This is a genomic window from Embleya sp. NPDC056575 (genome assembly GCF_042793325.1).
Taxonomy (GTDB): Bacteria; Actinomycetota; Actinomycetes; order Streptomycetales; family Streptomycetaceae; genus Embleya.
Genome location: NZ_JBHTVA010000059.1, coordinates 27,393 through 47,822 on the forward strand (window position 1 = coordinate 27,393; position 20,430 = coordinate 47,822).

Genomic DNA, 20,430 nt, shown 5'->3' on the forward strand with positions numbered 1-20,430 from the left:
CGACCGGGAGGGGTGGTCGCCGGTCTCGGGGTCGCCGGGTTCCATCCACCCGTGCCGCATCATGCCGTGCCCGAGCGTCACACGGGAACGCGGAATCGATTCGGGGCACTTCCGGGCGCGTCGCACCGGCGCGAGGGGGCGCTCGCGGCGGCCGATGCCGGGCCGCCCGGGCCGGCCGCGCCGATCGGCCGCCTCCTACAATGGCGTCCTGACCCGCGCGCCGATCCTCAAGCAGGTGCCGCGGTCGCGACCCCGGAACGAACACGTGAGCCAGCCTCCCCCCATCGCCCACCTCGGCGGGCGCTTGGCCACCGGACTGCGGGATGTCACCCGCGACCCGGCAGCCCTGGACTCGCACGGCGTCTGGGCCGTGGTCGCCGATTTCGAGGGCGACCCGATCTGCGCCCGCTTCGACCACGTGCGCCCGGCCCCGCTGCCCGCCGCCCCGTGGATCGGGCCGCCCGCCCACACGTGGACCGACTCGCTCGGCGCCGACGCGTACCGCGCGGGGGTGCGCCGGATTCGCGAGTACATCGCCGCCGGCGACGTGTACCAGGTCAACCTGTGCCGCATGCTCAGCGCCCCGCTGCCCGCCGACGCCGACATCGTCGGCCTGGCGGGCCGGCTCGCGCTGGGCAACCCCGCGCCGTACGCCGGGGTGATCCGACTGCCCGAACACGGCGTCCACGTCGCGTGCGCGTCGCCGGAGCTGTACCTGCGGCGCGTCGGGGACCGGGTCAGCTCCGGCCCGATCAAGGGCACCGGCCGAACCGAGGCCGACCTGCTGCCCAAGGACCACGCCGAGAACGTGATGATCGTCGACCTGGTCCGCAACGACCTGGGCCGCGCCGCCGCGATCGGCTCGGTCACCGTGCCCGAGTTGTGCGTGGTCGAACGGCACCCGGGCCTGGTCCACCTCGTCTCCACCGTCGCAGGCACGCTGGCCCCCGGCGTCGGCTGGCCCGAACTGCTCGCCGCGACGTTCCCGCCGGGCTCGGTCAGCGGCGCCCCCAAGAGCAGCGCGCTGCGCATCATCGAGGAGCTGGAGCCGGTCCCGCGCGGCCCCTACTGCGGCGCGATCGGCTGGGTGGACGCGGACCGCCGCGAGGGCTCGCTCGCGGTGGGCATACGCAGCTTCTTCGTCCGCGACGGCCGCCTGTGCTTCGGCACCGGCGCCGGCATCACCTACGACTCCGACCCGCAGCGCGAGTGGGAGGAGACCCGCCTCAAGGCGCGAAACCTGCTCGCGGTCGCGACGGGGGAGTACCGGGCGGAGGGGGAGCACCGGGCGGACCCGGTCGGAGTCGGGCACCGGCCGGACACCGCGGCGGAGCACTCGCCGGCCTCGGCGGACGCCGGCGGCCGGGAGCACCCCGCGAGCCCGGAGCACATCGGCGCCCGCGAGCGCGCGACGGCCCCGGAGCACCCCGGCGAGCGCCCGCCGTCCACGGCGCCGGCCGTCCCCGGTTACCCAACCGAGCCCGGGACCGGGCAGGATCGGGCCGCGCGGGATCGCGTCGGACACAACCCCGCGGACACCTCGGAGGGCGCATGAGCAGGATCTGGATGAACGACCGCCTCGTCGACGACGAACACGCGGTGATCCCGGTGGACGACCACGGGCTGACCGTCGGCGACGGCGTCTTCGAAACGCTGAAGGCGCGGGACGGACAGGCATTCGCGACGACCCGGCACCTGGCTCGGCTGACCCGCTCCGCACGCGGCCTCGGGCTGCCCGACCCCGACCTCGACCTGCTGCGCCACGCGTGCGCCGAGGTACTGGCGGCCAACCCGCTGCCGGGCATCGCCCGACTGCGGATCACCTACACGGGCGGCCGCTCGCCGCTGGGCTCCGAGCGAGGCCGAGCGACGCCGACCCTGGTGGTCGCCCTCGCCCCGGCCAAACCCCGCGGCGAGAGCACCGCCGTGGTCACCGTCCCGTGGACGCGCAACGAGAACGCGCCGACCACCGGGATCAAGACCACCAGCTACGCCGACAACGTGGTGATGCTCGGCCACGCCGCCCGGCACGGCGCGAGCGAGGCGCTGTTCGCGAACACCGCGGGCAACCTGTGCGAGGGCACCGGCTCCAACGTGTTCGTGGTCCTCGACGGCCGCCTGGCCACCCCGCCGCTGTCGGCCGGCTGCCTGGCCGGCGTCTCGCGCGCGCTGGTCCTCGAATGGGTCGGCGCCGAGGAGATCGACCTGCCGCTGAGCGCGCTCGCCGAGGCGGACGAGGTGTTCCTGACCTCGTCGCTGCGCGACATCCAGGCGGTGCACCGGATCGACGAGCACACCCGCACCGCGCCCGGCCCGCTCACCCGCAAGGCCATGGAGATCTTCGCCGCCCGCGCCGCCGCCGACATCGACCCCTGACCCGGACGCCGGCCCGCCCGGGCCCGCCCGCGCGGGTGCGCCGGCCGCCCCGATCGTGCCCGCGATCGCGCGGTCGGCGCTCCGGCGCAGGTTGACCGGGTCCGCGCGCGGGCAGCACTGCCGATGACGGGGCGCGACATCGGCAAGGCGGGGGGACGCGATGACCACCACTCTGCGACCGGCCGGACCGGGCCGGGACGGCGTGTACTCGATCTGCGCCAACGGCCGATCCGTGGGCGGCGTACACCTGACCCCGCTCGGCCCGTGGGGCACCGGCACCGGATGGATCCTGCACATCCAGGTGCTGCCGTCGCGCCGCCGCCGAGGACACGGGTGCGTGGCGATGCTCGCGGCCGAGGAGATCATGCGCGGCCGGCGCTGTACCCGGATGGCCGCCGCGGTGCCCGAGGGCAACCGCGCGGCCACGGGCCTGGTCTCCGCCCTGGGCTACGCGCCCGACAGCACCCGACTGGTGGCCCCGGTGCGCGCCACCGGCCTGCCGCACGGGGTGCGGATGATGGACACCGACGAGCGCGAGGCGTGGTGCGCCGCGGAGCTGCACCGCCACACGGCGACGTTGCGCGCGGCAGGGTGGTCCGAACCCGCCGCCGGGGCCCGCGCGCACGCCCGCCTCGACCACCCCACCGCGCCCGCCCCGTACACGCTGGGCGACGGTGCGGCGGTGTGGGTGGCGCACGGCGTCGTCCTGGCCCTGACCGCGCGCAACCCGGAGGCCGCCGCGACGCTCCTGCGCGCCGCCGGCCACGTGACGGCGACCCAGGGGCTGCCCGAGCTGGCCATCGACCTGCCCGACAAGGCCCGCACCCCGGAGTTCACGAAGGTGCTCACCGGGGCTCGATTCGCGCCGCGTACGCGTTATTGGGGGAAACCCATCCTGTGAGAAGTCGGGAACATCCCTGATCCTGGATCTACTCCACGGGGAGGAGATGAGTCGGTCGGAGTCCTCCCCCAGTACCGAACCGACCGTCGATCGTGGTGTTCGAGGAGCGAGACGGCCACGATGGAGGCAGGACGGCAACGGCCGTCGACCGATCCCGATCGACGCCGACCGACAACGAAGCTTCGTAGGTTTCGAACGAGGAGGCCGAGCGCATGTCCGGCGCAGATGTGGTGACCGGCGCGTTGTGCATGGCGCTGACGGGCCTGGGCCTGGTCATCGCGGTACAAAAGGCTCGCCAACGACGTTTCCTGAACGCGACGCGGTGGACCGCCGCGGCGCTGTTCCCGATCGGCCTGTACCTGACCGGCCTGGCCACGCTGGGCCGCCGGGTGGGCAGCGCGGTCGCCGACTGGGCGACCGACCTCGCCTTCGGCCTCAAGGCGTGGGGCGGCGTCGCGATCCTCGCGTTCGCCGTGATCCTGCTGATGATCACCCGCATGGTCGGCGGAAAGAAGAAGTCCCCGGAATCGAGCGGCACCGCGTCCACCACCTCCATCACCTCCACCACCTCGTCCGACCTGGCGGCGCTGCTCGGCGGTGGCGATCCGGCGGCGGGAGCGGGCGGCTCGGGCGGCGCGCCGCCGCGCGGCCGACAGCCGAAGCCGGCCGCCGCGCCGCGCTCACGGCGGTCCTCGCGCGCGAGCGGGGGCGACGACGAGTTCGCGGAGATCGAGGAACTGTTGCGCAGGCGCGGGATCTGAAGTCGGGGAATCCCGATTTGCGGATTTCCCCGGGATACCGTCGGTCACCGCGGGTCAGCGTGAGGTGCTAATCCGTGTCCGCGCACAACGGGCGCGGTCGGGGATGGTGAATGTGAACGCATTCCCACGCGGTTGTGCCCGTGCCGACGCGATGCCTATGCGGCGGGATAGCCCTGCCCGAGTCGCGGCCTATGCGACGCGCGCCGTGCCGGAAAATGTGTTCGAATGCGCGCTTTCTTTGTGGCGCGCCCGGGTCGGCTGCGTATTCGGATCACCAGGCCACTCGCGCGCTCGCTCGGCCGACCGTTCGTCGGGCGGGTGGGCGGTTCGGGGTCGTCGGCGTGGCCGTGCACCGGCCGGGACGTGAAAACGCTCCGCCGCCCCCACCGTGTGGACGATGGGTGCGGCGGAGCGCTGACGTGTGAACCCGGCGCCGCGGACAGGGGCGTGTCCGCCGTGCCAGAGCTCAGTTCTCGGCGAGGATCTGCGACAGCTCCCGGTCGAGATCGAAGAAGCGGTGCTCGTTGCCGGGGGCCACGGCAGCGTTCGTACGCTTCAGGAACGACTCCAAGGCCCGTGCGGGCGCTTCGAGCAGGGCCTCGCCCTCCGGAGAGCTGAGGGCGATGCAGACGATGCTCTGTCCGTGGCTCCGAGAGGGCCACACACGAACGTCGCCGGTGCCCGAGGGCTGACGCAGCCCGTCGGCGAGAAGATCGCGGGCGAAGACCCAGTCGACCGTCTCATCGGCACCCGTGTGGAAGGTCGCATGCACGGCGTACGGGTCCGACGAGTCGTAGCGCAGTCCCGCGGGGACCGGCAATGAGGACTCGCTCGAGACGACGAGGCGCAGGTGCAGCTCACAGCTGACCGTGGTGTTCATAAGCGCCATGGCCTTTCGCTCAGTGTGCGCTCGGGGATTCGCACGTCGGCGTTCGCAACATCCCACCTGCGGACCTCTTGTAAACGTCTCTGCCCGATATACGGGCGTCTGGGTACTCCTTAAGAGCGATGCGGGGGTGTAACGTTCGCCCGCATGATTTCCGGAAGGGAACAGGCGATCGGATCGGGTCGCTCCGATCGCCCGGACCGACCCGCCCGGGTCGGTCCCCGACCGTAGGGTCTGCACCGAACCTCTGCCCCCTTGTAGCGTTGTCAAGCCAGGTCGGGCCGAGGTCGGCGCCGGCCCCGGGCGAACGGAGGCATCCGGTGGACGACGGCCGGTACGACGAGAGAGGAAGACGGACGATGGACACGGGGGTCGCGGAGAACAGCGCGCACGCCGGCGGGAAGCCCACCCCCGACCGGGACGACCCGGCCGGAGCGGCGGCACCCGAGGGCGCGACGAAGGCCGACACACCCACCGGGGCGCCCGAGGCGAAACCATTCGGCTCCCGCGCGCCGGCCTTCATCAAGCGCTCCAAGCCGCTGCACATGACCTGGCAGATCGGCGTCGCCATCATCGGCTTCGCGATCATCGTGGGCGGCATCATCATGCTCCCGCTGCCCGGTCCCGGCTGGGCGGTCATCTTCCTCGGCCTCGCCGTCCTGGGCACCGAATTCGTCTGGGCCCAGCGCACGCTGCTGTGGACCAAGGACAAGGTCACCAGGGCCGCCACCCGCGCCCTCGACCCCAGGACCCGCCGCCGCAACATGATCATGCTCGCGATCGGCCTGCTCCTGATCGCCGCCGCGGTGGCCCTGTACCTGTGGAAATACGGCATGGCCCTCCCGTTCTGACCCCCGAGCGAGCCGCCCACAAGCCCCAAGCGGCCCCCGCGCCCCACCCGCGGAGGGCGGTCACAACCGCCCCCACCCATGCGGTAATGTTCTCCCTGCACCCGGGCGATTAGCTCAGCGGGAGAGCGCTTCGTTCACACCGAAGAGGTCACTGGTTCGATCCCAGTATCGCCCACGCAGGTCAAAGCCCCGGATCATGAAAATGATCCGGGGCTTTGTCGTGCCGCCAGCAGCGAAGTACCGCAACGGGTGCCCCGAAGAGCTTTCGCCGAAGGTCAGTCCAGCCACTCGCCCAGGCTCCGCAGAGCCTCGCGCGTCTGCTCGTCCGGGGCCTGGGCGTAGATCTCCATCGTCACCGCGATCTTCGTGTGCCGGAGGATCCGCATCACCACGCGCGGATGCACGTCGAGCGCCACGAGCAGGGTGCCGCACGTGTCCCGCGTGTTGTGCACCGTGATGCGCCGGACCTTCGCCTTCTCACACCGGGCGTCGAAGCTCCGATTGAAGTTCCTCGGCTCGTACGGCGTGCCATGGCGCGTGGAGAAGACGAAGTTCCGGTCCTCCCACACCTCGCCCGCAGCTTCCTTGTCCTCCTCCTGTTGCTTCCGCCGGATCCGCAGGGCGGTCGCGCAGATGTCCGGGAGCGGAAGCGGCACTTCGGATGCCTCGGTCTTGGCCGTGTCGGTATGGAGCAACTGCCGCCTGACGCGCTGAAGCTGCCGCTGAACGTCTAGTTCCCCGACGTCGAGGTCGACCACGTCCCACGTCAGGCCCAGCACCTCGCCCTTGCGCATGCCCAACACGAGGATGAGCACGTAGGCGGCGAACAGCGGATCCCGGTCGTTGCGCGCCGACTCCAGGAACCTCTTCGCCTCCTCGGCCGTCCACGGCTTGGCCTTGCGCTTGCTCCGCTTGGCGCCGCTCACCCGGACGAACGCGGCCACGTTCCTGGACAAGACCTCCTCGCGCACCGCGTTCCCGAGTGCCGACCGCAACACGTCCCTGATGTCACGGATCGAGCGAGGGGACAGGGTCTGCTCGCAGCAGTCGGCCTTGCCGAGCGCGCAGCACCGTCGCTTCTCCTCCGGCCGCGCCGCGTCCTTGCCCTGCTCGCAGCACTGACACAGCTCCGCGAGGCTATTCACCCACGTCTGGACATCCCGCACGGTGAGCTTGTCGCGGGCTTTGGTGCCCAGGTGAGGAGCGATGTGGTTGCGGACGTGGGACTCGTAGGTCGCGGCGGCCGTGGGCCGCAGGTGCGGCTCCACGACCTCCTTGAGCCAGTATTCGAGGTACTGGCCCACGGTCGGGGACTTGGTCGCGACGGGGCCGGCCTTGGCGGCGGCGTGCAGCGCGAGCCACTTCTCGTGGGTCACCTCGCGCGTCTTGCCGTAGGCGTACTTGCGGTCGCGGGTCCCGTCGGGCTTTGTAACCCAGACGTAGGCCGCGTAGCCGTTCCGGTACGGGTAGATGGATCCTTCGCCGTTGTGGCGCTTCGCACTCACTTGTCGGCACCCTCGACTTCCGCGATACGGGACTGCACGTACTCATCCACCCAGCGCGCGATGATCTTCCGGTTGCGCCCGTCCTTCACAGACTTCAGGCGACCGGTGGCGATGAGGTTCTTGGTCTTGGACTTACCGAAGCCGAGCATGAGGGCGACTTCGTCAACGGTGTACCACTTGGGTTCGATCACGGTTCGAACGGAAGACACAGTTCCTCCGAGACGAGAGAACAAGAGGGCGAGGGCGAGGGTCGGCGGCGGGCGGTGCCGCCGTCCCCCTTCCTCCCAGATCCGCAACATGCGCAACACCGCAACACCGCAGGTCACAGGCTCGGATTTGTTGCGGATAGCGGTGGTGTTGCGGATAGGTGCCGCTACACGCGGGGCGCGGCGGCACCTGTCCGGCGGTACTTCGGCCCGGCGCTCGACGCCAGGGTGTGGCGCTTTCGCGGGCTGTGTTGCGGATGCCTACGGGCTATCCGCAACGAATTCGCCCCTGTTGACCTGCGGTGTTGCGGCGTTGCGGATGTTGCGCATCTCCGGGGGTGGGGGAGGGCAGTACCGCATCCACGCGTCCGTGAGGTCTTCCGCGTAGTAGCCCCTGGGGGTTCCGGAGGCGGTTCGGATGACGCGGGGCTTGATGGGCTTGTTCGCGGGGGTGACGTACCGGCCGAGCAGTCGGGCGAGCATGCGGGAGGTGAGGGGCTTGTCGTCCACGTCGGCCCACTGGCCGTCGTCCAGGGCGAGCAGCATTTCGAGGATGGCGGTGGTGGGCATGCGGTCGGCGCCGCGGAAGACCCGGTCGCGCAGGTCGGTCAGCAGCCGGATTCCGACGGATGCCTCGTCGTCGTCGCGTGCGGCGTTGACCAGGTCGACGCATGCGGCGCGTGCGCGGGTGGGCCAGTGTCCTCCGGCCGCGTCGGCGACGGCGAGCAGGGGTTCCCACACGTCTGCGGGCCTGTCGGTGACGCCTTCGGGCATCTCCGGCCAGGCGTCGGCGACCGCGTCCCGTACGGTGTCGGCCCACTCGGCGAGTCGGTCCCGCAGGACGTGTCCCTCCTTCTCGTGGAGGCGGCGCCGGTAGGGCGAGACCTTCTCGTTCGGTGCGCGCTTGCGCATGCGGATGATGACCGAGCGGGTCAGGATCGTGTCCGGCAACGAGCCCAGGCCCGCCATGGCGACGGCGCAGTACGAGGAGAACCAGCCTGCGGTCTGGTTCGAGCCGTCCCCGACGCAGCGCAGGGCGGCTCCGCCGCGTCGGTAGCCGGAGTTGAGGAATCCTCGGACCGGTTCGTTGTCTCCGGCTTTGGGGCCGAAGACGGTGTCGATTTCGTCGAAGAGCAGGGTCGGCATGCCGTGGGATGCCTCCACGAGCCGGAAGAGGGCGTTGGCGGACGCGTTGACGGTTATCGCGGCGTTCGGGGTCAGCGTCTCCACGATCTCCAGCGCGCGGGACTTGCCCGATCCCGGTTCTGGGGACAGGAACGCCAGGCGGGCGGTGCCGTCGAACGCGTCGATCAGGTGCGCATGCGCGTCCCACAGGGCGACGGCGACGTAGGCGGCCTCGGTGGGGAACACGTTGAACCTGCGGTGGAACCGCTCGACCTCATCGAGCAGTTCGGCCCCGTCGATCATGGTCGGGGTGTCGCTCATGCGGTGATTCTCCTGTCGCTGATGGGGCGTCGGTCGACGTCGGGTCGGACGGGGCCGGGGCGGTCGGCGGGTTCGGTGACTCATCGGCCGCCCCGGCGTGGCGTCAGACCTTCAGGTCGGCGATCTCCTTGGCCCGGTTGGGGAAGAGCACGCGGCGGGAGATGGTGGCCAGGACGATGCGCCTGTCGCTGCGGTGCTCGGACGTGAGCAGCTCGCGTCCGGTGGTCAGGGCGTGGGTGTCGGTCGGTTCGCTGAAGAAACGGCTGCCGCGTTTGTTGCCCGCGGCGTCCTTGAACTCGATGTGGAACTCGGCCATGGCGGAGCGACCCTCCTCGGGTGGCTGGTGTGCGGGTGGGATGGTTCAGGCGCTTGCGTGCAGTCCGTTGCGGACGGCTCGGCGCGCGTAGTGCTCGGGCACGCCGACCCCGACGGCGGCCGTGACGATGTCCTCGGCCAGCACATCGAGCCCGCACGGCCCAGGGCATCGGGCGTGCTGTTTGGCGAGGAAGCGGGCGACGCCATAGGCGCTGGATCCGGCGCCGGTTTCGGTGTGGGCGCGGATGCGGGCGAGTCCGCGTTCGAGGCCGGTGCGGATGTAGCGCTCGGTGTGGCGGCATCCGGTGGCTACCGCGCGCGTCCATCCGGACCGCGCCGGGGAGGAAGAGTCCACCCCGCCCCCGGGCCGGGTGGTTTCTTGTCCTTCCCGGTCCACCAGGCTTCGGACGACCGAGGGCAGTGCGGTGGTGTGTCCGGTTCCGAGTCCGAGCCAACGGGCGTAGGCCATGCGGGATTTGATGTCGACGCCGGGTCGGACGTGGTTGGCGGAGCGGGTGGCGCCCCGGTAGATCCAGTGTTCGCCGCGGGTGGTCGCCACGACCCGCGTGGGTGGAAGGGTTGCGCGGGCCCACTCGATCGCGTCGCGGTCGTCCAGGTCCACGACGGTGTATCCGGCGCCGCCGGGGTGGTAGGCGACGGCGACCGCCCGCGCCCAGGCCCACGCCCACGGCGGGGAGGCGATGACGGCCGGGTCGGTGGTCGCGGCGGCCCAGGCGTGGCACACGCGCGGGCACTTGCAGGGACCGGCGGTCTTCATGTTCGGTCGGCCGCCGCAGGCCGAGCCCGTGCAGGCGGGGCAGTTCCCGAAGGGGACCTTGCCTGCCCGCAGGGGCAGAACCGGCAGGCCGGAGGCGGCCAGCATGAGAGCGGTGTGCAGGTGGCCGGTCACGAGAGGCCCCACTTGCGCGCGGCCCGTTCGATCCGTTCCGTCAAGGCCGTGCCGGGCGGGAACGGGCCGAACTCGCTGTGGATGATGGCGAGGGCCTGGTCCGTGTCGTCGGGCCCGACGGAGCGCAGGGCATCGGCCGTGAACAGGAGTTCGCGGGCTTCCGCGATCACACGGTTGATCTCGTCGTTGACGTCTCCGTCGTCGGGCGTGAGGGGCGGGTTCATGCGGCCGTCTCCTCTCGGGTGCGTGTGGTGAGCGCGTCGATGAGGTCGGTGCCGATGTGGTGGGTGTAGGCGGGTGGGATGGCTTCGGCGAGTTCGCGGCGGACGTCGGTCCAGTCGATGCCCATGGCGGCCTGCCATTGGGCGACGGTGCCCTTGCCGCCCCCGTCGCCGTAGACGGCGAAGTACGGGCCGGTGAACCACTCGCCGTGGCGCATGCCGGCGACGCGTCCGCGATGCGGCCGGTGCGCCGGTGCGGTGACGGCGGCGCCGTGGACCTCGAAGTAGCGGTGTCGGATGACGGCGAGGTCGAACATCTCGCCGCACAGCCGCAGATCCCTGCGCAGTTCGGCGCCGGCGACGTTCTCGATGACGAACGGCACGCCGGCCGCGGTGAGGGCGTCGCGGGTGGGGGCGATCAGCCGCGGGTAGGTGCGTCCGCGGTTGGTCCCCTTGGTGAGCGAGCACGCGTCCTGGCACGGTGGGGAGGCGTGGACGACGTCGAAGTCCGCGGCGTGCGCTTGGGCGTACTCGATCGCGTCCGCGCGGACGAATGCGTCTCCGCAGTAGTTCGGCTGCTCGGCGATGTCGACGCCGGTGACGTGGAATCCGGCGAGCCGGTAGCCGTGGGTGGCACCGCCGGCACCGCAGAACAGGTCCAGCAGGCGCGGTCGCACGCTCATGAGACCACGCGAGCAGCGGGCGGTGTACCACTCGTACCCGCTGCCTTGGCAGGTGCGGATGATCCGCGCGTGATTGTTTGTCATGCTGGGGGTCCCTTCCGGGTCCTTGTGGGGTTCGGGTTGGGCCCGGGGCGACCGCCGGTCTTGGCGGATGGACGGTCGTCCCGGGGTGGGGTCACCAGTCGCCGGAGGTGCAGACGATCGAGCACCCCGAGGCGCGGCAGTCGTGCCTGCGCGTACGCATGTCGGCGGCGATCCGGGCGTCGCGCTGCTTGTTGCTCTCGCGCCAGACCACCGGCTTCGCCCCGGCGATCAGTTCGTCGCAGCGGGGGCAGCCCGCCGTCTTGCGGCCGAACGTGGGGCCGCGTCCGCTGTTGCAGGTGTGCTTGGTCGTCTTCTCGTCCGCCATGACAGCCTTGCCTTTCTCGTCACGGTGTGTAGTGGTGTGTGGGTGTGGGTGTGTGCACGCGTGTGGGTGTGCGCACGGGCGAAAGTGCAGGTCAACGCGCGCGCGTGCGCGCGAGGGCCACAGGTGTGCGCACGGCTTCCGCATGCGTGCGCACACCCCGCCGCACGGCTACGCGGCGTAGTCCTCGAACGCGTCGTCGCGGGGGATGATGAGCCAGGATCCGATCGTTCCGCCGGGGTTCTCGGCGACCTCCCGGCCGTCGTCCGCCCACTCGGCGAGGCGACGCGAGACCCAACTGCGGTGACGTCCGACGCGGGCCCGCGGGAAGTCCTTGGGAGCGCACACCGCCTCGCCCCGCGCCCGCAACTCGTCCAGGATGGTCGCCATCTCGGCGAGAGCGTCCTCGGTGGAGCGACCGCTTGCGAACTCCGGCTCGGACACCTGCATCACCCTGGAGGGTTCCTCGATCTCCTTGTCGGGATCTGCCTGCGCGTCCAGGTCGCTTTCGTGGTCGACCTCGTACGGCCGCCCGCCGGCCTCGAACTCGGTCGTGTCGTCTGCGGCTTCGCTTTCCACGATCTCCGCTTCGTCCGGGCGGGTGGGCACGCGCGGGTGTTCGGCGAGAGCGGCCCGCAACGGCCCCGGGCCGGTGGACTCTTCCCCACCCCTGCGGGCGGCGCGGGCCTTGTAGGCCGCGTAGCGGGGTCCGGCGGCCTTCGCCGTGGCCGCGTCCACGCCTTTGGGGCGGACCACGGCGTAGGCGGCGATCAGGCTCCGTACCTGTTCGTCCTCGGGCAGGCGGAACGCTCGCGCGGGCACGGGCCAGCGTTCGCGGTCCACGCCCGGGGCCTGGAGGTAGAGCATCCCCGGGCGTTCGGCCGCCCACTGTTCGGGCGATGCCCCGGCGTCCTTGGCCGCGCCGTCCAGGGTGAACGCGTCGCCGTCGTCCTTGACGCCGAAGATCAGGGACGTTCCGAACTGGGCCCGCACCTCCGTCGAGATGCCCGTGAACGAGGCACGCTGGAGGGAGAACGACAGGACCGTTCCGGTGGAGCGGGCCTGCTGGGCGACCGGGACGACGTTCGGGTGATCGGCGACCGCCTCGTCCGCCGACTCCTCGAAATGGATCAGGAGGAGCGGGATCCGGTGCTTGGTCCAGCACTCGGGCTCCCACTGGGCGTAACCCAGGCGCCCGAGGAGGTCCGCGCGGGCCTTGACGACGACCGGGAGCACGTCGAGCATCGCGCTCACGCCCTGCGGTGTGGTCTCGCACCAGTCCAGGCCGCCCTGGATGGCGCCCACACTCTGGCTGCCCTTGGACGGGTCCGCGAACCACACCACCGCGTCGGAGCGCGTCATCGCCTCGGTCAGCAGCACCTTCAGGCTTCCGGACTTGCCGGATCCGCTCATGCCGGTGGTCAGCAGGTGGGAGAGCGGGCGGGGGTGGTCGCGGTCCTCGGTGCCCGGCAACCAGAACTCCAACGGTTGCGCGTCCTGGTAGACGCCCAGGCGGATCGGGCGGGCGATCGACTGGCCCGGCAGCGACGGCCCGGGGTAGAGCACGGACTTGCGCAGGTGATCCACCGGTGTCACCGACAGCGTCACCCGCGAGTGGTCGTCCCGGTTCGGCGTCACACGTATCGCCGCGGGCGAGGTGCCCAGCGCGGACGCCATCTGCGGAATCCGGTTCTGCACGTCGTCCGGCACCATCTCGCCCCGGGGGAGTTGGAGTTCCGCGCTCACCTCACCGGCGACCACCTCACCCTTGACCACCTGCGTCCGGGCGAGCCCGACCATCTCGAACAGGCCGTCACTCACGCTTTCGGCGCCGCTGTTGCGCAGGGCGTGGCGAAGATTCCACCACAGAGCGAGGGTGCCCCCGCCGAGCGCCTGGAGCAGGGCCACGTTCGGCGACGTCGGCCCGGCCACGGTCGCGGCCGTCAGATAGGCGGAAGCGGCCCCGGTGGACACCGTCGCCATGGCCCGCAGTCGCGGGGAGCGCTTCGACGCCTCCGACCAGGCCGCGACCGTGATCCCGGCACCGGCTGCGCCGATCAGGGCGGTCGCCGCCGGGTTGGTGCCGATCGTGTCGTGCGCCAGCGCCGCCGGAATCGTCAGACCCGCCGCGACCATCCACGGCGGCAGCAACGGTGCCGCGCGGCTGGTCAGGTGCTTGGCGGCCTGATCGAGCGGGGCGGTGGCCACCACCGCCGTCGCCCGCGAACGCCTCGATTTCCTTGCCACGATGCGTCTCCTCCTTTACGCCTCGAACTTGAACGCGGGCTTGACCGGCTTGGACTTGACCCCGGCGGCCTGCAACTCGGCCGCGTAGTTCTTCTGGAAGCTCGCGTACGCCTTGGCCATCGACCCGGCCGCGTACTTCAACGCCTCCGCCGCGATGATCAAGTGCTTGGACGTGTCCTTCGCCCGCTTCCGCCCGGCACGCCCGGCAAGCAGGGCGTCCACGGGGGCGATCTGCGACAGGACCGCGTACAACTCCTCCGCGGCCATGGCCAGTTCGAGGGAGCCGTCCCGGCAGAACAGGCGCCCGCCGTTGCAGTAGTCGCGAATGCTCTTGTTCGTCACGAACTCCGGATCACCCAGGACGTCCTGGGCCGTACTCCTACGCCGCTGCTGGGCCATCGGGCCCCTCCCTCTTGAGCGTGGTGAATGGATTCGAGCGGGGCTGACCCCGCTTCCCCCACACCCGGACCGCCGATCGCGGGTCCGGGAGTGAGAGGAGCCGGTCAGAACAGCGCGTCCGTCTCGATGTGCGCGGCACGCGCAGCCGCGGCGGTCTTCGTCGCGGCAGTCACGGCGGGCCCGTGGCAGCGTTCGCACCACGTCGTCAGGTCCGCGGCCGGCAACCCGACCGCGACCGCGAGCGAGACGGACAGGTCACGCGGGCCGACGATCAGGCCGTCGTACCGATCGCACCGCCCGCCGCTGTCGGCGTGGCGCCGTCCGCACCGGCCGGTGCAGCCGCACGTCCCGCCTTCGCGGATCGCCACCGCAGACCACAGGTCGGCACCGACGATCGGGGGCCGGCTCACGCGGCCCGGTCCTCACGCAACTCCAAGTAGCGGGCGGACACCCACCCCACCGACCAGCCACACAACTCGGCCGCGGGGCGCACCGGGTGGCCTTCTTCGAACGCGGCGCGCACCACCGTACGCGCCCGCTCCTCCGAGAGCTTCCCCTCGGCCGGGTCGATCGCCAACACGGCGGCCCGTTCACGGCGTTCACGCTCGGCCCGCTCCCGAGCGGCCCGTTCCCGCTCGGCACGCTCGCGCTCCGCGTGTTCGGCGGCCTGGCGTTCACGCTGTTCACGCTCGCGTTCACGGCGTTCACGGTCGGCCGCCTCGGCCCGCTCCGCCTCGCGCTCCTCCCGAAGCGCACGCTCGGCCGCCTCCACCTGCTCACGCGCCAACCGGACCTCGTGTTCACGCTGTTCACGCGCCACCGATGCCCGGTGCTCGCGCTCCTCGCGCCGCGCCCGTTCGGCCGCTGCTCGGCGCTCGGCCGCGGCCGTCTCGCGCCGCTCGCGCTCGGCCCGTTCACGCTCGTTCAACGCGACCTGAGCGGCGGTGATCGCCCGCCGATACGCCAATCCCGTCTCCGCCGTGACGATCAGCAGGAGCGGCGCCACGGCGTGCACGGCGACCCCGACCGGATCCCTGCGCAACGCACTGTCGGCAACGTTCAAAAGCAGGGTCATCAGGCCCGTCATCCACCGCAGCACCACCGGCCACCCACCGCCGTGCCCGCCCACCCGGGCCAGCGCGGCATCCAGACGCACCACGATCACCACCGCGGCATCGACCACCAACGGCAGAATCGGCGCCGTCCACGCCCACCGCGCCGGAGTGTGCGCCGCGGCCAACGGGGTGACCGTCAGGACCGAGTAGAGCATCGCGCCGGCCACGATCAGCCACGAACCCACGTTCAACGCCCGCTCCGCCGAACGCAGTTGAGCGGCGTTCACGGTGCACCCCCGTCCGCCCGGCGGACCACGATCGCCGCGCTCAGACACACCGGCGACGTGTCGTCACCGGGCACCTCTGTGTCCTCGATCCAGGCCCACTCGGCGCCGTCCGTGAACACGAACCCGAGCCCGTTCAACACCCGTGAACGCACCGCCGTAGTCGGCACCGCCGACCTCCGGGCGAAGCGGTGCCGGGGCCAGTCGGACACCGGCCCCGACACCGGCACGAACAAGCACCAACGCCCGTCCTGGAAGTACAGGTGCGCCCGATACGTCACGCCGCCGTCGACCCGGCATCCGGCCTCGATCCGCGTATCGGTCATCGCACACCCGCCGAGACCGCATGCTCCAGACGGTGCGTGAACTCCGCCCACGTCTCCGCCGGCCACCCATCGCTCGGGCCGTGTCGGTCCACGAAATCCTCGACCAGCGCCGCCCGCGTCGCGAACTCCGCGACCGGCCGCCCGGATCGGGCGCCCCGCGCCCACTCGTCGATCCCGTGGGCCCACAACACGCACCGATCGCGGACACTGCGCTGGCCCGCCCAGGAGGCGACCAGGAGCAGGTCCAGGCTGGCCGTAACGGCGACGACGGTCACGGCCGCCACCGGCAGGACCCACGGCCCGGGGACGAGCGAACCCGGCACGAACGCGGACCCGACACCCCCGACGAACGCGATCAGGACCGGCGCCGCCGTCAACACGCGGAACCCCACCGCGGCCAACGCCCGGCGGGCCAGACCGAGCGTGTGCGCACTCGGCGACCACCGCGGCATGTGCGCGATCGGCCACACCACCAACTCCCGAGGCGTCACGCCGCCCACGCCCCTTCGCACTCCCCGACGTCAACCGGCCCCACTGGGCCGAGCGGGGCGGACGAGAGCGCCAACATCTCCGCGCACACCCACGTCCCCGCATCCACGGTCCGCAGCGCGCTTAGCAGCCGCTCGACGTGGCGGGCGAGTTCGCGATCCTTCGCCCACAAGTCGGAGAGGATGTCCCGCGCCGCGTCCAGCCGCGCCGCCTCCTCCTCCGCCGACTCACCGGGCTCCCCGTCGAACAGGGCAAAATCCACGCCGAATGCCAACTCGGCAAACTCGGCGATCGTGGCCGCATGGCGACCAACGACAATGTCTTTCACGGTCGTACTCCCTTTACTGGAGAAACGACCCACGGGGCGTCCGACGACTTGCCGGAAGCGGGCGCCCCGGCACACGTCGGTGTGCCTCGTCCCGAGAGACGAGTGGCCTTGGCCCCCGACGCGCCGATGTAGCGCGCGTCGAGGACCAAGAGCACTCGTGCTGTGTCCCCTTCCAGGAACGAACGCGCTCCTGTTGGTAGGCAGGGACATGGCCTTTCGGCCTCAATGCCATCCGGTTGACCAGGGATCCGGTGCCCTCAGCCCGCTCTGTCCCGGGCTCCTTGTGGTGCGTGGTTCGGGTTCGCCGATGCGTCAACACAGCCGAACCCAAAGGCCATTGGGACTGTCTTGCTTGCCTCTTGGCCTAGACGACTACATACATAGTCGGCATGCTTGGGGAGCGCCGTCAAGGCTCTGTTGCTGATTTCTGAAGTAGCGCTTCCCTGGGCTCTACGATCACCCGTGAAGGGAGTCGCGCCCCATGAGCAGGTGTCATATGACGAGGAGTCAAGGTGCGCGAGAGTGGGTCTGGCCAAGTGTTGCGGCACCTAGGTACGCAGCCGTGGTGCGACGTGAGGAGCGCCGACATGCAGTTTGATGCACTCGATCCGATCGAAGTCCCGCAGCACGTGTGGGCCCGCCCGGAGATGCGCGAAGCGCTTCGCACTCGCTCACTTGGGGGTGTTCTGAAGGTCGCGGTCAAGTACACGGGGGCGAGCCAAACGCGCTTGGCGAACGCGGCCGACCTGAGTCAGGCCGAGGTCAGCCGAATCCTGTCCGGTACTCGACGGGTTACCTCCATCGACCTCATAGAGCGGATCGCGCGGGCGTTGTCGATGCCGGACGACGCCCGCATGGCGCTGGGACTGGCTCCGTGTGGCCCCGTCTCTGCCGCGCATCCCAGCATTGCCGAACCCGAAGGGCCCGAAGCGTGGGAACTCGTGGGCACCTTGACGCGCTCATCGATCGGCGCTGAGGCGGTCCTCCACCTGGAGAAGGCCGCCCTGGACTTGTCGATCGGATACCCGTCGGCCCCGCCCGGCGCCGTCCTCCCGGCGGTCTCGCGCCAGATGCAGCGGTTGCAGGCCGTACTCCAGCAACCGCAATCCCTGCGGGTGCAACGCGACTGCACTCGGGTCATGGGCGTCTTGGCTGGCCTCGCGGGCAACCTGTACTTGGACATGGGACAGGAGTGGAAGGCGAACAGCTTCTTCGACGCGGGCAAGGTGGCAGGACGTGAAGCCGAAGACGATGCACTCACGGCGTGGCTGTGCACGATGCAAAGCATCGGCGCGTACTACGGCCCCGGTTCGGAAAACGCACTCGCGCTTCTCCGACAGGCCGCTGGCCTCGCGCAAAACTCCGCCAACGAAAGGCGCCGCGCATGGATTTCAGCGCTCTTGGCGCGTGCATTGGCGGCCAATGGGGAGCGCGGCGGCGCTCTCTCGGCACTCGACCACGCCCGCGAACTTCTTGCAGATGCCGCTCCGCCCAGCGGGGTTGACTTCTTCGATGAGGCCCGGCTCGACGGTTTCGCAGGTAGTTCCCATCTGTTACTGAATGACCCAGAGACTTCGTCCCAACTGCTACTTAAGGCGATCCATGCGCGAGCGCGAACTGACCACAAGGGAAGAGCACTGCTGACCCTCGATCTGGCGGAATGCCGTGTGGCCGAGGGGGAATTCGAAGAGGCTGCCCGCCTGTTGGGAACGGCGCTGGATCTGTCACGAAGTTCTATCGTCAGACCAATCGTGGATCGGGTACAGAAGGTGCGGCACGCCTTGGCGCCACGACAGGATCTTCCAGCGGTGGCAGCGGTGGCGGAACAGACCCGCGAAGAGTGGAACGCCTAGTCAGAAGGACGTGATGAAATGCGCTGGACGATCCACGGACGTCGCTTCGTATACGAGAGCGACTGGGTCAACGTCCGATTGGACGACGTCGATATCCCCGGTGTTGGCAGGGTCGAACACCACGTTCTGACCTTTCCACGAGCCTCCAACACCGCCGTCGTCACGGACGACCAAAAACGAATTCTCTTGATGTGGCGACACCGGTTCATCACCGACGAATGGGGATGGGAAGTACCCGCGGGGTGGTCCGATCCCGGTGAAAGCCCCGAGCAAGCCATCCGCCGGGAGATCGAAGAAGAGACCGGATGGCGCCCCGGAGACATCACACCAATGACCTCCTACAACGCGATCAGCGGCATCTCGACCATGCGCTTCACCGCATTCCACGCGACCGGCTCGTCCTGCATCGGTCAACCGACGGACATTGGTGAGGCATCGCGTGTGGAATGGGTGCCTCAGGACGACGTCGTTAAACTCATCGCGAACGGCAGCGTGCCGGACGGCCCATCACTGACCGCGCTTACGTACTACCTGGGCATCCACCGATTCACCTCCGAGGCCCGATGACTTCGTCGCTGCCCCGAGTGCCTGGACAAGAACCGGTGCTTCGCCCGTTACGAAGCGCCCCTTCCGTCCATCTTTGACGACGATGCGGGCGGCTTCCAGTTGCTCGTAGGCGGCTCGAACTACCGTCCGAGAGGCTCCGAATTCGACAGTCGCCTGTAGTTCGGTAGGAATCGCTTCTCCAGGCTTGAGTAGCCCCCGGGCGATCCGTTCGCGAATTCCCAGAGCGATCACTTCGTGCTTGGGGCGTATCGCCGCATGGTCGCCACCCGTGACGAAATGGCCTCGGCCATGGACGGAGACCACGGTCCCATCCTCGCGAAGAACGCTGATCGCCCGACGCACCGTTTCCCGTGCCACGCCAAACTCGGTCATCAGCTCAGGTTCGGTCGGCAAAGGCGTCCCCCTTGCGTACACGCCCTCGGCAATTCGCCGACCCAACTCGTCAGCGATCGCACGGTAGCCGCGCAGACTGGCGCTACTCACCTACGCTCCCCTCGTTCACGCGGCCGTGAGCCCGTCCCCACGTGCACGGAGCCTCCTCACGGGCGTAAGGCCGTCCATGACGCCAAAATACCTAGTTCCCCGACCTGCGAACCCTCCCCGCGTTGTGCAGAACTCCACAGACTGTGCTGTCACCAGGGAGGCACTGGAAGTCCCTCTCCGGCCGCCGGTCGATACCGGCTGAGTAAGGTCGAACCCCGAGGCGGAGCCATGGGTGCCGCTTGCGATACCGCAGCAAAGTACAGCAGCCGCAGCGACTCTACGCCCCCGCTAGAGACCCGACATGGCGTCTGGCCTGCGCTGTAGCCTTCAGCGACCATAACGCGGGTAGTTCACACCGAAGAGGTCACTGGTTCGATCCCAGTATCGCCCACCAGCTCAGAAGGGGTATCCGCGTCAACGCGGATACCCCTTCCGCGTGTTCGGGAGCCAAACAGGGAGCCACCGAGGCGGAATCAGCCCTCGTCGTGCGCCGCGCCGCCCCCGTCCGACGCGTCCTCCGAAGCCTCGATGAAGATGGCATCCATGGCTTCGGCTCCTGGCGCGATATCCGGCGTTGGCTGCTTGCGGTAGACCAGCTCGGTGGTGGTGCTGCTGCCGTGACCGACCACCCAGGCGATCACCTCCAGCGAGATACCGTGCTCGGACAGCAGCGACACGAAGCTTGGTCGAAGCTCGCGCGGGGTACAGGCCGGCCCGCGTCACGATCGTCCGGAATCCCCGTCGACGCCGACGGCCAGGACGACGTTTTTCGTCTGCTACAGATTCAGCGCCCGGCCGCTCGGGGCGGCCCTCGGTCACGGTGACCAACTCGGCGGCCTCCCGCAACACCCTGTTCCGACGTCGGGCGTGCTTGAGGGCGGGCCGCAGCACTGAGTGCATCCCGCCGAGCGAGCGTGAAGCGAGGTGCCCCA

General features: G+C 70.2%; 24 protein-coding genes, 1 tRNA gene and 1 pseudogene. 8 read left to right on the forward strand and 18 right to left on the reverse strand.

Annotated elements, in window-relative coordinates; all coding sequences use genetic code 11:
• Positions 1-265: 265 nt before the first annotated feature.
• The 4 genes and pseudogenes from ACFRCG_RS35660 to ACFRCG_RS35675 form a co-directional block, all read left to right on the forward strand.
• Positions 266-1,279, forward strand: a pseudogene (locus ACFRCG_RS35660) (chorismate-binding protein); the annotation flags it as partial.
• 272 nt (positions 1,280-1,551) lie between these two features.
• The gene (locus ACFRCG_RS35665; RefSeq protein ID WP_380039279.1) at positions 1,552-2,376 is read left to right on the forward strand and encodes an aminotransferase class IV; all 825 of its coding nucleotides are present in this window, start codon (positions 1,552-1,554) and stop codon (positions 2,374-2,376) included.
• Positions 2,377-2,536: 160 nt separating this feature from the next.
• A complete protein-coding gene (locus ACFRCG_RS35670) occupies positions 2,537-3,277 on the forward strand; it encodes a GNAT family N-acetyltransferase (protein ID WP_380039281.1) in 741 nt (246 codons plus the stop codon).
• 212 nt (positions 3,278-3,489) lie between these two features.
• Positions 3,490-4,038, forward strand: coding sequence for a hypothetical protein (locus ACFRCG_RS35675; protein WP_380039283.1), 549 nt, complete (start codon positions 3,490-3,492; stop codon positions 4,036-4,038).
• A 466-nt stretch (positions 4,039-4,504) separates the two neighbouring features.
• On the opposite strand, the gene ACFRCG_RS35680 is transcribed toward ACFRCG_RS35675, so the two are convergent.
• Entirely contained in the window at positions 4,505-4,918 is a 414-nt protein-coding gene (locus ACFRCG_RS35680; RefSeq protein WP_026218464.1) for an SsgA family sporulation/cell division regulator, read from the reverse strand.
• Between the two features lie 365 nt (positions 4,919-5,283).
• On the opposite strand from ACFRCG_RS35680, the gene ACFRCG_RS35685 reads away from it, so the two are divergent.
• Both ACFRCG_RS35685 and ACFRCG_RS35690 read left to right on the forward strand, forming a co-directional pair.
• Positions 5,284-5,775: a TIGR02611 family protein gene (locus ACFRCG_RS35685; protein WP_380039286.1), complete on the forward strand. Its 492-nt coding sequence runs from the start codon at positions 5,284-5,286 to the stop codon at positions 5,773-5,775.
• Between the two features lie 103 nt (positions 5,776-5,878).
• Positions 5,879-5,950, forward strand: a tRNA-Val gene (locus ACFRCG_RS35690).
• A 100-nt stretch (positions 5,951-6,050) separates the two neighbouring features.
• On the opposite strand, the gene xerC is transcribed toward ACFRCG_RS35690, so the two are convergent.
• The 15 genes from xerC to ACFRCG_RS35765 form a co-directional block, all read right to left on the reverse strand.
• Positions 6,051-7,280 carry a tyrosine recombinase XerC gene (gene xerC, locus ACFRCG_RS35695; RefSeq protein WP_380039288.1) on the reverse strand — a complete coding sequence of 410 codons (1,230 nt, stop codon included), beginning with the start codon at positions 7,278-7,280 and terminating at the stop codon, positions 6,051-6,053.
• The gene (locus tag ACFRCG_RS35700; protein ID WP_380039290.1) at positions 7,277-7,471 is read right to left on the reverse strand and encodes a helix-turn-helix domain-containing protein; all 195 of its coding nucleotides are present in this window, start codon (positions 7,469-7,471) and stop codon (positions 7,277-7,279) included. Before ACFRCG_RS35700 ends, xerC begins: the two co-directional genes overlap by 4 nt.
• A gap of 276 nt (positions 7,472-7,747) precedes the next feature.
• Positions 7,748-8,932, reverse strand: coding sequence for a DUF3631 domain-containing protein (locus ACFRCG_RS35705; protein ID WP_380039292.1), 1,185 nt, complete (start codon positions 8,930-8,932; stop codon positions 7,748-7,750).
• 103 nt (positions 8,933-9,035) lie between these two features.
• Positions 9,036-9,248 carry a hypothetical protein gene (locus ACFRCG_RS35710; protein WP_380039294.1) on the reverse strand — a complete coding sequence of 71 codons (213 nt, stop codon included), beginning with the start codon at positions 9,246-9,248 and terminating at the stop codon, positions 9,036-9,038.
• Between the two features lie 45 nt (positions 9,249-9,293).
• Positions 9,294-10,130, reverse strand: a complete 837-nt coding sequence (locus ACFRCG_RS35715; protein ID WP_380039358.1) for a DNA primase — start codon at positions 10,128-10,130, stop codon at positions 9,294-9,296.
• 23 nt (positions 10,131-10,153) lie between these two features.
• On the reverse strand, positions 10,154-10,381 hold the full coding sequence (locus tag ACFRCG_RS35720; protein WP_380039296.1) for a hypothetical protein: 228 nt from the start codon (positions 10,379-10,381) through the stop codon (positions 10,154-10,156).
• Complete coding sequence (locus ACFRCG_RS35725) at positions 10,378-11,061, reverse strand: DNA cytosine methyltransferase (protein WP_380039360.1); 684 nt, start codon at positions 11,059-11,061, stop codon at positions 10,378-10,380. The genes ACFRCG_RS35720 and ACFRCG_RS35725 overlap by 4 nt, the downstream gene beginning before the upstream one ends.
• Positions 11,062-11,236: 175 nt before the next feature.
• Positions 11,237-11,470, reverse strand: a complete 234-nt coding sequence (locus tag ACFRCG_RS35730; protein WP_380039298.1) for a hypothetical protein — start codon at positions 11,468-11,470, stop codon at positions 11,237-11,239.
• A gap of 168 nt (positions 11,471-11,638) precedes the next feature.
• Positions 11,639-13,714, reverse strand: coding sequence for a hypothetical protein (locus ACFRCG_RS35735; protein ID WP_380039300.1), 2,076 nt, complete (start codon positions 13,712-13,714; stop codon positions 11,639-11,641).
• Positions 13,715-13,729: 15 nt separating this feature from the next.
• The gene (gene traA / locus ACFRCG_RS35740; protein ID WP_380039302.1) at positions 13,730-14,314 is read right to left on the reverse strand and encodes a plasmid transfer protein TraA; all 585 of its coding nucleotides are present in this window, start codon (positions 14,312-14,314) and stop codon (positions 13,730-13,732) included.
• Positions 14,218-14,523 (reverse strand): hypothetical protein, encoded by a 306-nt coding sequence (locus ACFRCG_RS35745; protein WP_380039304.1) that lies wholly within the window; start codon positions 14,521-14,523, stop codon positions 14,218-14,220. Before ACFRCG_RS35745 ends, traA begins: the two co-directional genes overlap by 97 nt.
• Positions 14,520-15,455 (reverse strand): DUF2637 domain-containing protein, encoded by a 936-nt coding sequence (locus ACFRCG_RS35750; RefSeq protein ID WP_380039306.1) that lies wholly within the window; start codon positions 15,453-15,455, stop codon positions 14,520-14,522. The genes ACFRCG_RS35745 and ACFRCG_RS35750 overlap by 4 nt, the downstream gene beginning before the upstream one ends.
• Complete coding sequence (locus tag ACFRCG_RS35755; protein ID WP_380039308.1) at positions 15,452-15,778, reverse strand: DUF6303 family protein; 327 nt, start codon at positions 15,776-15,778, stop codon at positions 15,452-15,454. The genes ACFRCG_RS35750 and ACFRCG_RS35755 overlap by 4 nt, the downstream gene beginning before the upstream one ends.
• A complete protein-coding gene (locus ACFRCG_RS35760; RefSeq protein WP_380039310.1) occupies positions 15,775-16,269 on the reverse strand; it encodes a hypothetical protein in 495 nt (164 codons plus the stop codon). Before ACFRCG_RS35760 ends, ACFRCG_RS35755 begins: the two co-directional genes overlap by 4 nt.
• Positions 16,266-16,595: a hypothetical protein gene (locus ACFRCG_RS35765; protein WP_380039312.1), complete on the reverse strand. Its 330-nt coding sequence runs from the start codon at positions 16,593-16,595 to the stop codon at positions 16,266-16,268. The genes ACFRCG_RS35760 and ACFRCG_RS35765 overlap by 4 nt, the downstream gene beginning before the upstream one ends.
• A gap of 587 nt (positions 16,596-17,182) precedes the next feature.
• Between ACFRCG_RS35765 and ACFRCG_RS35770 the strand changes: the two genes are divergently transcribed.
• Both ACFRCG_RS35770 and ACFRCG_RS35775 read left to right on the forward strand, forming a co-directional pair.
• Complete coding sequence (locus ACFRCG_RS35770) at positions 17,183-18,448, forward strand: helix-turn-helix domain-containing protein (protein ID WP_380039314.1); 1,266 nt, start codon at positions 17,183-17,185, stop codon at positions 18,446-18,448.
• 18 nt (positions 18,449-18,466) lie between these two features.
• On the forward strand, positions 18,467-19,015 hold the full coding sequence (locus ACFRCG_RS35775; RefSeq protein ID WP_380039316.1) for an NUDIX hydrolase: 549 nt from the start codon (positions 18,467-18,469) through the stop codon (positions 19,013-19,015).
• Here the strand turns inward: ACFRCG_RS35775 and ACFRCG_RS35780 are convergent.
• Together ACFRCG_RS35780 and ACFRCG_RS35785 are read right to left on the reverse strand one after the other, a co-directional pair.
• Positions 18,956-19,498, reverse strand: coding sequence for a GntR family transcriptional regulator (locus ACFRCG_RS35780; RefSeq protein ID WP_380039318.1), 543 nt, complete (start codon positions 19,496-19,498; stop codon positions 18,956-18,958). The genes ACFRCG_RS35775 and ACFRCG_RS35780 overlap by 60 nt on opposite strands.
• 473 nt (positions 19,499-19,971) lie before the next feature.
• Entirely contained in the window at positions 19,972-20,175 is a 204-nt protein-coding gene (locus ACFRCG_RS35785; RefSeq protein ID WP_380039320.1) for a hypothetical protein, read from the reverse strand.
• Positions 20,176-20,430: the final 255 nt, after the last annotated feature.

Excerpts from the sequence above, each read along its gene's own strand:
- ACFRCG_RS35665 (WP_380039279.1), top strand. The coding sequence starts at position 1,552 with ATGAGCAGGATCTGGATGAACGACCGCCTCGTCGACGACGAACACGCG.
- ACFRCG_RS35670 (WP_380039281.1), top strand. The coding sequence starts at position 2,537 with ATGACCACCACTCTGCGACCGGCCGGACCGGGCCGGGACGGCGTGTAC.
- ACFRCG_RS35675 (WP_380039283.1), top strand. The coding sequence starts at position 3,490 with ATGTCCGGCGCAGATGTGGTGACCGGCGCGTTGTGCATGGCGCTGACG.
- ACFRCG_RS35680 (WP_026218464.1), bottom strand. The coding sequence starts at position 4,918 with ATGAACACCACGGTCAGCTGTGAGCTGCACCTGCGCCTCGTCGTCTCG.
- ACFRCG_RS35685 (WP_380039286.1), top strand. The coding sequence starts at position 5,284 with ATGGACACGGGGGTCGCGGAGAACAGCGCGCACGCCGGCGGGAAGCCC.
- ACFRCG_RS35705 (WP_380039292.1), bottom strand. The coding sequence starts at position 8,932 with ATGAGCGACACCCCGACCATGATCGACGGGGCCGAACTGCTCGATGAG.
- ACFRCG_RS35710 (WP_380039294.1), bottom strand. The coding sequence starts at position 9,248 with ATGGCCGAGTTCCACATCGAGTTCAAGGACGCCGCGGGCAACAAACGC.
- ACFRCG_RS35715 (WP_380039358.1), bottom strand. The coding sequence starts at position 10,130 with ATGCTGGCCGCCTCCGGCCTGCCGGTTCTGCCCCTGCGGGCAGGCAAG.
- ACFRCG_RS35720 (WP_380039296.1), bottom strand. The coding sequence starts at position 10,381 with ATGAACCCGCCCCTCACGCCCGACGACGGAGACGTCAACGACGAGATC.
- ACFRCG_RS35725 (WP_380039360.1), bottom strand. The coding sequence starts at position 11,061 with ATGAGCGTGCGACCGCGCCTGCTGGACCTGTTCTGCGGTGCCGGCGGT.
- ACFRCG_RS35730 (WP_380039298.1), bottom strand. The coding sequence starts at position 11,470 with ATGGCGGACGAGAAGACGACCAAGCACACCTGCAACAGCGGACGCGGC.
- ACFRCG_RS35755 (WP_380039308.1), bottom strand. The coding sequence starts at position 15,778 with ATGACCGATACGCGGATCGAGGCCGGATGCCGGGTCGACGGCGGCGTG.
- ACFRCG_RS35770 (WP_380039314.1), top strand. The coding sequence starts at position 17,183 with ATGCAGTTTGATGCACTCGATCCGATCGAAGTCCCGCAGCACGTGTGG.
- ACFRCG_RS35775 (WP_380039316.1), top strand. The coding sequence starts at position 18,467 with ATGCGCTGGACGATCCACGGACGTCGCTTCGTATACGAGAGCGACTGG.